Annotated in this window: 9 protein-coding genes; all 9 read right to left on the reverse strand. The window is 63.2% G+C overall.

All coding sequences use genetic code 11. From position 1 onward, the window contains the following. Positions 1 to 852, reverse strand: a complete 852-nt coding sequence (locus tag ACIQC5_RS15625) for an ABC transporter permease (protein ID WP_400284113.1) — start codon at positions 850 to 852, stop codon at positions 1 to 3. A gap of 2 nt (positions 853 to 854) precedes the next feature. Further along, positions 855 to 1,799, reverse strand: coding sequence for an ABC transporter ATP-binding protein (locus ACIQC5_RS15630; RefSeq protein ID WP_400284115.1), 945 nt, complete (start codon positions 1,797 to 1,799; stop codon positions 855 to 857). A gap of 157 nt (positions 1,800 to 1,956) precedes the next feature. Then, positions 1,957 to 3,462 carry a phosphatase PAP2 family protein gene (locus tag ACIQC5_RS15635; protein WP_400284118.1) on the reverse strand — a complete coding sequence of 502 codons (1,506 nt, stop codon included), beginning with the start codon at positions 3,460 to 3,462 and terminating at the stop codon, positions 1,957 to 1,959. Positions 3,463 to 3,629: 167 nt separating this feature from the next. Further along, a complete protein-coding gene (locus ACIQC5_RS15640; RefSeq protein WP_400284120.1) occupies positions 3,630 to 4,823 on the reverse strand; it encodes an MFS transporter in 1,194 nt (397 codons plus the stop codon). Further along, positions 4,820 to 5,587, reverse strand: coding sequence for a DeoR/GlpR family DNA-binding transcription regulator (locus ACIQC5_RS15645; RefSeq protein WP_400284123.1), 768 nt, complete (start codon positions 5,585 to 5,587; stop codon positions 4,820 to 4,822). The genes ACIQC5_RS15640 and ACIQC5_RS15645 overlap by 4 nt, the downstream gene beginning before the upstream one ends. Positions 5,588 to 5,773: 186 nt before the next feature. Beyond that, the gene (locus ACIQC5_RS15650) at positions 5,774 to 7,456 is read right to left on the reverse strand and encodes an ABC-F family ATP-binding cassette domain-containing protein (RefSeq protein ID WP_400284125.1); all 1,683 of its coding nucleotides are present in this window, start codon (positions 7,454 to 7,456) and stop codon (positions 5,774 to 5,776) included. A gap of 67 nt (positions 7,457 to 7,523) precedes the next feature. Beyond that, complete coding sequence (locus tag ACIQC5_RS15655; protein ID WP_400284128.1) at positions 7,524 to 8,780, reverse strand: FAD-dependent oxidoreductase; 1,257 nt, start codon at positions 8,778 to 8,780, stop codon at positions 7,524 to 7,526. A 13-nt stretch (positions 8,781 to 8,793) separates the two neighbouring features. Then, complete coding sequence (locus ACIQC5_RS15660) at positions 8,794 to 10,815, reverse strand: penicillin-binding transpeptidase domain-containing protein (protein ID WP_400284131.1); 2,022 nt, start codon at positions 10,813 to 10,815, stop codon at positions 8,794 to 8,796. Between the two features lie 96 nt (positions 10,816 to 10,911). Next, a complete protein-coding gene (locus ACIQC5_RS15665; protein ID WP_400284134.1) occupies positions 10,912 to 14,793 on the reverse strand; it encodes an NPCBM/NEW2 domain-containing protein in 3,882 nt (1,293 codons plus the stop codon). Positions 14,794 to 14,861 lie beyond the last annotated feature (68 nt).

Below are 14,861 nucleotides of genomic sequence, written 5' to 3' on the forward strand. Positions count from 1 at the left end.
CTAGACGTCCCGCTTCTTCAACAGGACCATGGCCAGGGCTACGGGAACCACGACCCATGCGCCAAGAACCAGCGCTGCCTGCCACACCTCCAGCGTGTCGGGGACATGCTCGACGGCGGTCAGCGGGTTGATGGTGTTTGTCGGAAGATACTTGCGGGCTTCCACAAAGAAGTCGCCGGGGATGAGCTGGAAGGCAATCGGTGCAACGAAGAACAGGCCGACCAGGCTCATGATTCCGCCGGCCGAGTTCCGGACGATGGTTCCAAGGGCCATACCAATGGCCGCCACAGCGGCCACGTAGACGCTGTTAACCAGCAGGAGCTTGATGGACTGCGAGCTGCTGAGGTCCAGCTTGAGGTCGTAGCTGTCCACGATCGGCAGAGCCACCAGACCGGCGATGTAAGTGGACACCGCGGTCAAGAGGAAGGCGCTCACCATGACCACAATGAGCTTGGCCAGGAACGGCGAGATCCGCTTGGGGACCGCGGCGAATGTAGAGCGGGCCATTCCCGTGGTGAACTCCGAGCTCATGAGCAGGACGCCCAGGGAACCAAGGATGAGCTGCGCGAACGAGATACCCGCCGTGGGGATCGTGACAGCAAGGTCCCCGCCCTGCGCGGCAATCGCGGCCGCGGCTTCGGGATCGGCAGCCGCCTGTTCGGCAAACTGTCCCGTTCCCCACGCGGTAAGTGCGGCGAAGCCCACCATGACAACCGCCGTCGACGCCAAGAGGATCAGGGTGGACATGAGGGTGCGGAACTTGATGAATTCCGAGTTCAGCACACGGTGGAAAGCCGGCCCGGGACCGACGGAATTGCGGATGGACCTGCGGTCCAAGGTAGTGGTGCTCATGTCTATTTCCCTCCGGCCTGAACGGGAACCGAGGCCCCGGTGGTGATGTGCGAGTGGTATTCGACCTCGTCCTTGGTCAGCTCCATGTAGGCCTCTTCCAGGCTTGCCTGAAGCGGAGTCAGCTCGTAGACCATGACCTGGTTGTCCAAAGCAGTGCGGGCAATGCCGCGGGGATCCAGCCCGGAAACTTCGAGGAGTTCGCGTTCGTGGACTTCCACGGAGACGCCGGTTCCTGCGAGCAGTTGCATGAGCCGCTCCGGCTGGTCCGTGCGGACGCGGGTCCTGGCCTGGCCTTTACCCGTGATGATCTCCGCGATGGGTGCGTCGGCGATGATCTTGCCGCGGCCGATCACGATCAGGTGGTCCGCGGTGAGGGCCATCTCGCTCATGAGGTGGCTGGAAAGGAATACCGTGCGACCTTCGGAAGCCAGGTACTTGACCAGGTTGCGCACCCAGACCACGCCTTCCGGGTCAAGGCCGTTGACCGGCTCGTCCAGGATGATGGTCTGAGGGTCACCCAGGAGAGCAGCAGCAATACCGAGGCGCTGACCCATTCCCAGCGAGAATCCCTTGACCTTCTTCTTCGCCACATCTCCCAGGCCGGTCATTTCGATCACTTCACGGACGCGGCTCTTGGGGATGCTGTGCGTGGCAGCCATGGCCAACAAGTGGTTGTAAGCAGTTCGGCTCGTGTGGACCGCTTTGGCGTCCAACAAGGCGCCGATTTCACGCAGTGGTGCAATGTGCTTGGCAAACGGCACGCCATTAACGGTCACGGAACCGGCGGTGGGAGTATCCAGTCCCATGATCATGCGCATGGTGGTGGACTTGCCGGCACCGTTCGGGCCAAGGAAGCCCGTCACTCGTCCGGCTTGGACAGTGAAACTGACGCCGCCTACGGCGGTCTTGTCGCCGTAGACCTTCGTCAGGCCTTTTGCTTCGATCATGGAAGCGTTCCCTCCTCGGAGCACATGGCTGTGCAAGTGAGTTTTGACTGTACTTACAACGCTAGCCACGGAAGGGAAGGAAATCGCCTGTCTCAGGGATGATTCAGGGTCCAGTCAGGGTAGTCCTCGCGGATGACCCTGAGACGCGCAGAGCGGCTCAATCAGCCGCCGGGAGCGGCGAGTAAACGCGCAGCTCGCCCGCCTTGACGGTGAACTGCGCGCTGCGCACACCGGGTTTGGGTTCGCCGTCGACGGCCAGCACCAGCGGCTCACCGATCGCCTCGACCGTTATGGCCGTGGCCTCGGTGAGGTGCGTGACTTTGGAAGCGGCAACAGTGCCGGTCAGCACCGCCCACAGCAGGCGTGCTCGCGCGAACGGCTCATCCGCTGTGATCATGCGAAGGTCGAAGACGCCATCGTCGAGCACCGGCCTGCGAAGTGGGGCATGGTCGCTGGGGTAGTAACGGCCCCGGCCCAGGTACAAGATCCACAGCTTGTGCTTGACGCCATCTACGGTGAGTGTGGTGGGCGAGTTGACGGCGAAGGTACGCAACGACGCCACGACGCCGGCCAACGGCTTTCCGAGTGCCGGCTGAAGCCGTTCCCTCCGGCGGACAAGGTTCGGATATACGCCCACGCTGGCCGTATTGAGCATGGCAAGTTGGGAGGTCTCCGGCATCTCGGGCAGTCCACGTTGGACCACAACGTGCCCCAGGTCTACGAAGGCGGCGTGCCCGTTCGACACTGCGGTTGCGGCGTCCTCGATCGAGTTGGTGCCGAGGTCGCGGGCGAAGTGGTTGAGGGTACCGCCAGGCAGAACCAGGAGCGGTAGTGAATATTCGACGGCGGCAGCAGCCGCACTTCCTACCGTTCCGTCGCCGCCCCACACACCAAGCGCAACAGTCCCGGGCCGGGTCGCCACGGCGTCAATCTCAGCCGCTACGTCTTCACCCTCGGCGATCTCACGTATATACGACTTTGGGAATATGGCCTTAAGAAGCTCTCCCGTCTCGGGGGAGTAGGAACCACCCCGGACGTTGATGGCAATACTCAGCCCCTCGCCGTCGGAAATGGCGGGCGCCTCCGCAGAGGTCCGGCGCGGCGTGGGCTCGGGCGGCTTCAGCGGCCACCATTTTCGCGTAACAAGCGCAGCGCCGACGCCGATGGCTGATCCGAAGAAGACATCAGACGGCCAATGAGCTCCGGTATGAACGCGGGAGTATGCGACGCCGGCTGCAATGGGCGCCAACGCAACTCCAAGCACGGGGGAGACAAATCCGGCACCCATTGCAAATGCCGCCGCCGAAGCCGAATGCCCGGAGGGCATCGAGGAACTGATCGGTTGCGGGTGGACGAAACGGAACACCGGCAGGTGCTCGGGAAGTGGACGGGCCCTGGGCAGCAGCGTCTTGAACAAAAGGTTGGTGACAGCTGAGGCCACGCCCAACGCCAGGACACCGTGGAGCGCGGCCCGACGGGGCTTGCCCGGCACTGTTGCCATCACCCCTGCGATCCCGAACCACAGCTTGCCCTTGGTGGCAGCGGCCGAGAGCTTGCGGAAAAAGTCGTCGTGGTTACCCTGTGGTTGGCGTGAAACAGCCCTGACAAGGAAGTGATCGAACCTCGCCACACGTTTGGGACCTTTGCCCAGGAAGCCTCGCATTCATCCACAGTAGCGTCCGGATCCGACGGCGTCCGCTCCCGGCTCACGGGCAGCGCCGGGAACGCTGGAAAACGCCGGAATCGCAGGAACGCTACCGCGATCGGGCAGCGTTCCAGCGATCGCGCAGCGTTCCGGCGATCGCGGCGGCAGGACCCGCTCCGGGGTTCCTACTTGGCGCGCAAAGGCTTTGCAACGCCAGCAAGGATCAGAGCCAGCAGAATAGGCGCTCCGATAGCCAGCAGGGCCGTGTGAATTCCCGTGTGATCGCCCAGGTAGCCAAGAAGCGGCGGGCCGGCCAAGAAGGCGACGTATCCGATGGTGGACACAACGGAAACACGGGCGGCTGCGTGCTTTGGATCGTCTGCAGCGGCGGACATGCCCATGGGGAATGCCAGCGCTGCACCCACTCCCCAGAGTGCGGCTCCGATGCCTGCCAGGATCACGTTGCCGGCAAAGACGAACAATGCCAGGCCAAGCGCAGCCGCCGCCATGCTTGCACGCAGCACCGCGACGCGGCCGAATCTGTCAATGACCTTGCCGCCCAGAAAGCGCATCGCAGTCATGGCTGCAACGAAGAGCGCGAAAAGCAGCGCCCCTGTTGATTCGGACGCTCCGAGACCATCAACGGCTGCCTTGGCAATCCAATCGTTCCCCGCGCCTTCGGTAAGCGTGGCGCCCAGGACCACAACGCCGATGAGCAGTGTGCGCGCGTCCCGCCAAGCCGTGGGTCCCTTCTCAGCCGGGACACCGCCGTCGAGGTTTCCGGAAACTGCCGATTCGTGAGGCAGGAAGTAGCGCGGTGCCGTCAGCGCCAGGACCACTGCGATAACCGCGATGACCAACAGGTGCTCCGGCAGGCCGACGCCAAGTTGCGAGAGTCCGGCGCCTATGAGGGCACCCAGGAACGCGCCACCACTGAACGCGGCGTGGAACTGCGGCATGATGGTGCGCTTAAGCCGGTGTTCGACGTCTGCCCCTTCAATGTTTTGGGCGACGTCCCACAGCCCGACGCCGATCCCGAAGAAGAAGAGGCTGATTGCCGTTGCCGGAACCGAGGTGGCCAGGAGGGAGAAGGCTATGGCCGCGCCCGCGGCGCCCGCGACGATACCGGCCACGCGAACCGTGTTGGCCGTGCCGATCCTGCCCACCACCCAGCCCGCAGAAGGCAGTGCCACAAGCGATCCGACGGCGGTGCACAGCAGCAGAGTGCCCATCTGGCCGGACGTGAGGCTCAGAGCCTCGGTGACGGCTGGGATGCGGGCCGCCCAACTCGCGAACACCAGGCCGTTCATGCCGAAGATCAGGAACGTCGCCACCGCAGCGGCATTGACGTTGGTGGTACTTCTGGTGCTGGTGGTCATGCAATCACAACTTCCACGGAGAGTTTGTCGAGCCGGGCGAGATCCTCGGCAGACGGTTTCAGGTCCGTCACGATGACGTCTACTGTGTCCATCGCAGCAACCAGGGCTATTGCACTGGCGTTCCATTTGCTGCCGGCACAGCCCACAATCACCCGCGACGCCGACTCGAGGCCTGCGCGTTTGACGGCGGCGTCGTCGAGGTCGTGGGCCAGCAGGCCGTCCTTGAGGTTGACTGCGCATGGCGTGACGACGGCGGTGTCGAATCGCAGCGAGCGGATATTGGATTCCGTCATGGGTCCGCGGAATGACTGTTCTCCAAGGACCAGCCTCCCGCCGGGCAGCAGAACTTCAGGGCGTCGGCCAGCTTTGTCCGATGCCAATGCTTCCACCGAACGCAGGGACATCGGCATCACCGTGAGATCACGCTTCGCCAGCCGCCGTGCAATCTCGGTCGCTGTGGAACCGCTGTCCAGCCACACGTGTTCACGGTCGCCGATCAGCGCATCAACGGCCAACGCGATCCGGACTTTGGCGTCCTGCTCTTCGAGTTCGCGTTGCCCGTATCCCGGGTTTTCGCCACGGGCAAGCAAACTACGGGCACCGCCGTGGACACGTCGGAGCACTCCGTTGCCGGCAAGGATCTCCAAATCGCGGCGGATAGTGGCTCCGGAAGCCCCGGTCGAGGCGACGAGCTCGTCCACCGTGATTTCTTCGCGCTTGCGCAGCAGCTCGCCTATGAGCCGGTGGCGGTCAGCAGTTCCCATAGTTCAAGGGTAGCAAATTATGCTCATTTAATCATGCAAAGTGATCAATTGCGCATAGACCCTCTCCCACATCCCACCGCCATTTCCCCAACGCTCTCCCACATCCCACCCTTAAACCGGGAACGCTCCATCAACGAGTGATGGAGCGTTCCCCAAAATTGGCCGGGAACTGACAGAGCGTGCGGGCTATCGGGCGCGATCCACGCGCTTCTCGTCCCACACGGGTTCCTCGGATTCGTACACCTTGCCGTCCGAACCGAACACCAGGAAGCGGTCGAAGGACCGGGCGAACCAGCGGTCGTGCGTGACAGCCAGGACGGTGCCTTCGAAGGCATCGATCGCCCTCTCCAATGCCTCACCTGAGTGCAGGTCCAGGTTGTCCGTGGGTTCGTCCAGCAAGAGAAGCGTGGCACCGGAAAGCTGCAGCAACAGGATCTGGAACCGAGCCTGCTGGCCACCGGACAGCGACTCGTACTTCTGCTCCGACTGACCGGCCAAACCATAGGAATCCAAGGCACCGGCCGCGGCCTCGCGGGGGAGGCCCGAGCGGTGTTCGTCACCACGGTGGAGGATCTCCAACAGGGTCCGACCCAGCAGATCCGGGCGGACATGCGTCTGCGCGAAGAATCCGGGCCGGATGCGGGCACCAAGTTTCACGGTGCCTTCGTGCGGAACCTCAGCAATTACGACGTCGGACACCGGCAGGTGCTCGCGCTCGGGATCGGTACCGCCCGTCGCGAGCAAACGCAGGAAGTGGCTCTTGCCGGAACCATTTGAACCAAGGACACCCACGCGGTCGCCGAACCAGATCTCGGTGGAGAATGGCTTCATGAGCCCGGTCAGTTCAAGCTTTTCGGCCACCACTGCACGTTTGGCGGTGCGGCCGCCTTTGAGGCGCATCTTGACGTTCTGCTCGATGGGCAGTGCCTCGGGCGGGCCGGCCTCCAGGAACTTGGCAAGACGCGTCTGCGCTGCCTGATACCTGTTGGCCATGTCCGAGCGGAACGCAGCCTTGTTCTTGTACATGTTGACGAGTTCTTTGAGCTTGATGTGCTCCTCGTCCCAACGCTTGCGGAGTTCCTCAAACCGCGCATTGCGGTCCGCACGTGCCTCCACATAGGAGCCGAAGCCGCCACCGTGGATCCACGCACCTGCGCCATTAATGCCCGGTTCAAGGGTGACAATACGGCCGGCGGCGTTGTTCAGGAGCTCGCGGTCGTGGCTGATGAACAGCACGGTCTTCTTCGACTCATTGAGCTTGCCCTCAAGCCAGCGCTTGCCTGGGACATCGAGGTAGTTGTCCGGTTCGTCGAGGAGCAGGAGTTCATCCGGGCCCGCGAAGAGTGCCTCCAGCACGAGGCGTTTCTGTTCGCCACCGGACAGCGTCGATGCGCGGCGGAACTGGGCCTTGTCAAAGGAAATCCCCAAGGCCGCCATGCACACTTCGTCCCAAACCGTCTCGACGTCGTAGCCGCCGGCGTCGCCCCAATCCACGATCGCCTGGGCGTACTTCATCTGGGAGGGCTCGTCGTCGTGCTCCATCATGGCGAGCTCAGCTTCTTCCACGGCTTTTGCTGCCGCGGCGAGTCCCGGAGGGGCAGCGGAAACCAGGAGGTCGCGGACTGTCGAGTCGTCGCGGACCTGGCCCACGAACTGGCGCATGATGCCCATGTTCCCCGAACGGCCAACGGCACCCTCGTCCGGGGTGAGGTCTCCGGAAATGATTTTGAACAGCGTGGTTTTGCCGGTTCCGTTGGGTCCGATCAGCGCCGTTTTGGTGCCGTCGGGGACCTTGAAGGTCACGCCGTTGAGCAGTTGGGTGCCGTCGGAGAGGAAATAGTCGATGCCGGAAACGTCAATATGAGCCACCGCCCAATCTTCCCACGCCGAGGTATTGACGCTCGACGGCGGTACTTGGGTTGCGCGTGAAAGCGGACTATGGCTTCCGTCGGGCAAAGCCCGGTGCATGCTCCGGACGCGGCCCGAAGGCGATCATGCGCGCCGGGAGCTTGGCGAAGCCAGGAACGTGCCGAGCCACAAAAACGAGCGGCTTGGGTGGGTTCGGCTGCTTGCCTGCCATCACCTGAGAAAACACGGCGCGATGCAGCAGTCGCTGGAACGTTTGAACCACAACCGTGGGCAGCCAGCGCCGCTTCTGCACCGCGGCGAGATGGCCGTCGTCGAGCGTTTCACTCAACAATGGAGCGGCAATCACGCGGGCTGCGGCCACCGCATCCTGGACAGCGAGATTGATCCCCACGCCACCGGCCGGAGACATCGCATGGGCGGCGTCCCCAATCAACAGCAGCCCAGGCTTGTGCCAACGGGGTAGTCGGTTGAGTTTCACGTCGAGCATGTGGAGATCATCCATGGAACGGATCTGATCCACGCGGTCTGCCATGTCCGGCCGCAATCGGGCAACGCGGGCGCGGAAAGCCTCCACGCCTTCGGCACGAAGCTTCGGATCGAGACCCTTCGCGGCCAGGTAGGCGATCTGGTGGTAATCCTTGCGGGTCAGACTCAACAACACATCGGAGGCGCCAAAACGGGGCGAAATCGACGCCACGGGTTCGTCCTCGTCCGCCGTGCGCGGCAATCGGAACCACCACGTATCAAAAGGCACCGGGAACTCCCGCGGGACCATGCCGGCCTTGGACCGGAGCGCGGAACTGCGACCGTCGCAGGCAACAGTCAGGGCGGCCCGCACTTCACCGGAGCCGTTTGTCTCGCCGGTCAACGGATCCCGCGTGCGGTACACCACTCCTGCAACCGCACCGGAAGCATCGCGCAGCAAGTCCGTAGCTTCCGTGTTCATTCGAAGCGTGAACCCGGGCTCTTGTTCTGCGGCCTCCACCAAGAGGGTGAGCAGGTCCCATTGAGGCACCATCGCAACATAGTTATAGGGAGCCTTGAGCAGTCCGAAATCAGCAAGCACCACGGAGTCCCCGGATCCGGCAGGCAGACGGAAGTTGCCGAGTTTACTCTGGGGAAGCGCGCCGAAACCGTTCCCCAGGCCCAGTTCGTCCAGAAGGCGGATGGTGGAAGCATGCACCGTATCGCCCCGGAAATCGCGCAGGAAGTCTGCGTGCTTCTCCAGAACGGTTACCTTGACGCCGGCTCGAGCCAGCAGCAATCCCAGCATTACTCCGGCCGGACCTCCGCCGACAACAGCACACTGGGTAGTGGTTTCCATGGTTTCTCCCGGATTAGCCCGCCGCGGTCAGGAACGTTTTCAAAAGGGGTCCGCTGGTGGTGGCTCCGAGTCCGCCGTCTTCAACGAACACTGCTACCGCCAAGTCGCCGTGAACCGCGACGATCCACGCGTGCGTCTTGGGTGGGTCGTCGGTGCCGAATTCGGCCGTCCCGGTCTTGGCCCCCACCGGTGCGCCCGGCACTTGGGCCAGGAATCCGGCGTGCCCTGAGGTCACCACCGCTCGCATCATGTCGGACAGCGCTGCTGCTTCTTCCTTGGTGATGGGCTTGGTGGACACCGGAGCAACGGGCGCGGTGCTTGCGGCTTCGGAAGCTGACGACGGCGATGCGCTGCCGCTCTCCGAGGCGGGCGCGGCGTCGCTGGCGTTCTGAGAGGCCTGGGTGCTCTGGGTGCTCTGGGTGCTCTGGGCATCAGCGTTGAGCACGAGCTGGGGTGAGACCGGCGCGCCGTTGGCGACCGAAGCGGCCATGATCGCGGCGGAAAGGGGCGAGAAGAGCACCTTGCCTTGGCCGATCATGGATGCTGCATGTTCGGTACCTTCCGCGGCGCCCGGGACGGAGCCCAAGAACGCATCCGCTCCAAGCTTCGGAGCTTCCACTGCCACGCCAAGAGCCATCGCGGCCGACTCAAGCTGGTCCTGGCTGACCGTGTCACGAGCATTGATGAATGCTGTGTTGCAGGAGTGTGCGAACGCGTCCCGCAGGGCCACGGAACCCAGTGAACCCTCGGGGTAGCCTTCGGCATTCTTGAAGGTGCGGCCGTCAACGGTCAGCGTGGAAGGACATTCAACCTTGGAATCAGGGGTAGCTCCATTGCGGAACATGGCCAGTGAATCGACGATCTTGAAGGTGGATCCTGGAGCGTACTGCCCCAGCATCGCCGTGTTGTAGCCGTTGCTGCCGGGACCGGACGCAGCCGCGAGGACAGCGCCCGTCGAGGGCTTGAGGGCCACGATCGCGGACGCGGGCCCAACCCCGGACAGCGTCTCTTCGGCCAACTGCTGCAGTTTCAGGTCCAGCGTGGTCTTGAGCGTGGTTCCAGGTGCTGGCAGCGATGAGAAGAACACCTTGGTGCCGGGGGTCTCGCCGTCAGACTTCTTCTCCGGTGTGGCAACAACTTCCACGCCGTCCTTGCCGCGCAGCAGGGAATCGTATTTCTGCTGCAGGCCGCCGGTTCCGGTGGTGTCACCCGCGCGGAGGGCACCGTTGGACTTTTCGATCTGCTCGGCGCTGGCCTGGCCAACACTCCCCAAGAGGGCGCGCGCAAACGTTCGCGTGGGCGCAAGAGCCATGGAATCCAGGAGGCTCACGCCGCCCGGGATGGCCTTGATCCTGGCCTCGGTGATATCAGCCGTATAGGCACGGAGAACGATGCCTTCCACGAAGGCCTGAGGACCCGAGGCGGCGACCTGCTTGGCGTATTCCTCAGCATCCAACCCGAGCAGCGCCGCCATGGATCGCGCAGAGGCATCCGCCTGCTCGGCCGGAACCTTGGTTTTGTCGATGCCAACCCGGAACACAGGGCGGTCCTCCACGATCGGAGCGTCCCCGGCACCGAGGATCTGGCCGCGCTGGGCGGGAACGGTCTTTACTGAGAGCGTCTCGCCGTCCGAGAGTTGCGGGGCGAGCAACTGCGGGTTCCATTGAACAGCCCACTTGTCGCCGGACTTCTTTAGGGTGGCTTCGGAGCTGTATTCCCATTTGGCCGAACCGATGTTCCAGCTGTAGCTCAGGGGAAACGTTGCGGTGTCGCCTTCCAACTTCACTTCGCCGGATTCCACAGACGGCTTGGCGTCGAGTCCCTCAAACACCGACTTGAGTTGCTCATTGGCTGCTGCAGCGTCCTTGCCCTCCACCGTGAGTGAACCGACGTCGAGGGCTGCCAAAGAGGAGGCAAGCTGCTTGGCCGCGCCCTCCGCACCGGCGCGGCCGTCATCGCAGGCGGTCAGCGAACCAGCCACAACGAGTGTTACGAGACCAAGGACAAAGTTTCGTGTTTTCCCCACCCGCGCCATTATGCCCCGTTCCCCCGACAGTTTCTTGTCTGGGCCATTAACCGGAACCCGCCCCACCCAAGGAGATGGGCAGGGCGGGCGCTCGGGCACCTCAGATTATGGTGCGCAGGTGAATTTTGCATCACCCCAGACACCATGCGCGCCGTTGATGGAACCGGACGGATCCACCGCGAGTTCCACGTACGCCACACCTGTCAGGTCAACGGAAACCGCTTCGGGAGCGAAGCCAGGCGTGTACGTCCGAGATTGATATTTGTTCACGCCGTCGGCATTGACCTTGAAGATGATGTTGCCGCCGAAGCCACTCTCAAGACCCACCTGCGACGTAAACGAGGTGCACTTACCGCCCAGGTAATACGTGATCTTGGAGGCTGCGTGCACGCCCAGGCCCTTGGTGAAGACCGGCTGCTGACCCGTGGCGGGATCCGTGTAGTTGATGGCCAGTGGCTTATCCGGGGACGAGGCCGAGTCCTTGTTGGCTACGTTCTTGCCGATCACGCCGTAACCGTTGAGGGCTTGAACCCACGGCGTTTCGGACGCGTACACCGAACCGCGCGGAGCATCCGGCAACGGCTGCGACGTCACCTTCCAGTCGAAGAACTTCACTCGTGTATCCGTCGGCAGCGTGACAGAGGCAAGTTCCTTGGTCGGATTGAGCCTGACAGTGTTGGAGAACGCCTGGTACTTGTATTGCGTGTATTCCGGGGACGGTCCGTTGGCGTTGTTGCGGCCTTGCTCGGACACCGCGAGCACGGCCCCGTTCAGCACCGACGGTTGCAACCAGTTGGGGAAGAAGATGGACTGTTTTTCCATGCTTCCATCGGCATATGTCAGGGTCAGCACAGGGCTGGTGCCATTGCCTACAGCCGCCGAGCCGAGGATAGCCAAGTGCGTTCCCTTGCCCTTGACGGAGATGGTCTGGGCAGACAACGCCACGGAGTTGGGGACATCCGGCCCTGCGGCAGGCCAGGTGTAGTCAACCTGCGTTGGCTTTCCGGCATCCACTGTCACCGTACTGCCGGGCCGGACACCGCCTGCCGGCACCGGAGCGGCAGCCAGCTGCTCGGCAGCAAAGGTGGCCCCTCCGCCGTCGAAGTTTCCAAGCGCCTTGCCCGCCACGGTGGTCACGGAAACGGTGTTGTACGCAGCCGCCAACGAGCCGTAGGCAACATAGATCTGGTTGGCTCCAGTCACAGACTGCGCGCTGGAGTCAGCAGCAGCGTACGACGCCGAGACCCGGACAGTCTGTTGACCCGCCTTCGCGATGGAGCCAGGTTTGATGACGAACGTCGCTGTGATTGTCGCGCCGCCTTCGACCTTTGCGGCCGTTGCTCCGGAGGAAGAGACTACGGTCCAGCCCTCGGGCAGGACCGGCGTCAACACCACGTTGGTCTTGGCCTTGGTTCCGGTGTTCACGAAAGCCGCGGTGACTGTGGTTTCCTGGTCCTGGAAGACCTGTTGGCCGGTGGTCACTCGAACTTCAGCTGCGGTGACTTCCTGGCTCTTGCCGCCCAGCGGGCCGGCCTGCTGGAGCTGCACAGTAGCGGACTGGTTCGAGGCGAGCGAACCCGTCTTGACCCAAATGGTGCCGTTGTTGGCCTCGTCGAAATACCAACCGGTGGTTGCTGCATCGTAGGCGGCTTGGTCGGTGTGCTGCGCCAACTTGGTGCCGCCGATCTTCACCTCCTTGGGCGCTGCACCGGCATGGACCTTGAGCTGGTAAGGACGGGCTGAGGCCTTGCCGGTGTAGTCGCCCTTGCGCTCACCGATGGACACCTTCACGCTGCTGTCGCCCGTGCCCGGTGCGTCCACGGTGAAGAGCTGGCTGGAGGACTTGCCGTCCTTAAACTCGCGGGTGACCTTGTCATCCTCGTAAAGCCTGAACGTGTCCTGGCCCTTGGCGTAGACGTCCAAGGTGATCATGGAATCTTCGGGAACCAAGGACGCGTTGCGGGCCACAATGCCCTGCGGGATCACCGCACCGGCACGAACGAAAACCGGCAGCCTATCAAGGGGTGCGTTGTAGCCGTTAAGGATTTGCCCGCCCTGGTAGAGCTTGCCCGTCCAGTAATCCACCCACTGCTGACCCTCGGGGAGAAATATGCCGTTGCGGACATCGGTCTGGGTGAAGACAGGTGCCACCAGGAAATCGGAGCCCAGCATGAACTGGTTGTTCGCCTCGGCGCCGTAGGACCACTGCTGCTCGGGGAACTCGAGTGCCATGGAGCGCATCATCGAAACGCCTGTGGCTGAGGACTCCTGGGCAAGCGTGTAAATGAAAGGCATGAGTTGCTGGCGCAGCTGGAGGTACTGGCGATTGATGGCCGTGGCCTGGTCACCGTAAAGCCACGGACGCTTGTCCGTCGATGCCCAGCCGGACATGGAGTAGAGCGCCGGTGCGAAGGCCTTCCACTGCAGGTCGCGCACGTACGACTCTGCGGAACCGCCGAAGATGCCGTCAACATCGCCGGTAGTGAACGCCAGCCCCGAGTTTCCGGCTCCGGTGAGGGCCGAGACCTGCCAGCGGACGGCGTCGAGGTTTCCTGAATGGTCACCCGTCCACTGCATGCCGCAACGCTGGGAGCCAGCCCAGCCTTCAACCATGAGTGAAGTGCCGCGGGCGTTCGAGTACTGTTCGATTCCGCCGTGCGCAGCCTCGCAACCGGTGAGCGCTTGGCGGTATCCCTGGCCCACCCACGCGACGTCGAGCTTACGGAGCCGGACTCCGGCCTCGCCTACTTCGTATTCTTGGTTGGTGAGGGAACGCTGCGTCCAGAGGCCCACTTTGAGGTCGGTTTCTTCCTCGATGTTGCTCACGGTTTCCGGGAGTTGCTGGTACTCGCAGCCGTAGCCGTCATTGACCAGCATCCAGCCTGCAGGCATGTCGTTCTCGACGAACTTCCGTGCCGTCTTGATGGCGTCCGGCGTGCGCTGCTTGGCGCCGTCGGGATCGCCGTAGCCGGACGACGAATAGCCCGGGTTGGAGCGGTTGTAGCAGTCGGCGTCGCCGTATTCCAGGGCGTAGACCGGGGGCATCATCGGCTTGCCGGTCAGCGTGGTGTAAGCGTTCAGGGACTGCTTGTAGTCGCCCACGAAGTAGTAGGCGTCGAAGCGTTTTTCCTCATGGGTGGTGCTGGGTTGTCCGCCGAAGTTGTAGGAGCCGCGGGCAAAGGTGTCGCGCAGGACACCATATCCCTTGGAGGACATGTAATACGGGACGGCGTTGGGGTAGCCGTCGTCGTCCCAGTCGAAGTTCTTGGCGATGTTGATCAGGGCGCCGGTGTGAACGGAGCGGCCGTTCTGCATGCCGCCGCCGATGAATTGTTCGCCGTCCTGCTGGGCAAGGTGCTGCGTGGCCGAGTTCGCGCCAAAAGTGATGGGGGCCGACTCTTCCAAGACCAGCGAACCGTCCGCCCGGATGACACGCAGTTGGGTGGTGGCTTTGTTGATCTCGACGCTGATCTTAGCCGTCTTCAAGACCAGCCAGTCGCCGTCAGTGACGGTTGGAGTGACTCCGGGGAACTTGTCCTTGCCCACCACAATGTTGGCGGTCCTGGCCGGGTCACCCTGGTCCGTGTTGGCGGGATCGGTGAACGTGCCGCTGGGGTCGGCTTCCAGGCGGAAGTTGCCGTCGTCCAGGAACGTAACGCGGATGGCGCCCTTCTCCGTGGAAAGGTCGACGACGTTGCCGGACCGAGTGAAACCGGTCACCGCCCCGAGGGGTACTCCTCCGGCGTCAACGGGCACTTCGGGCGTAACGGTTTTGACGGCGACGGGATCGCCGGGAGCAGCGGTGGCGGCTGCTGCGAAGGTCAGGGCGGGGATTGTTCCAGCAAGGAGGAGCGATGCCAGGCCGAGGGACGCGGCCTTCCTGGCGAGCGTTTTCTTCCTGCTGGTCCGGCCAAAGCCGGAGTTGGTTGGCGCGAGTCCGGTGCCGCTGGGGGCAGCGCTGGACAGGCCCAAGGAGGGTGCGGACATGAGGGGCCAACTTTCGACGAGTGATAGTTTGTGATCTAACTCATAGCGAAACGTGCACTAATCGTCAC

This window comes from Paenarthrobacter sp. NPDC092416, from assembly GCF_044755025.1.
GTDB lineage: Bacteria > Actinomycetota > Actinomycetes > Actinomycetales > Micrococcaceae > Arthrobacter.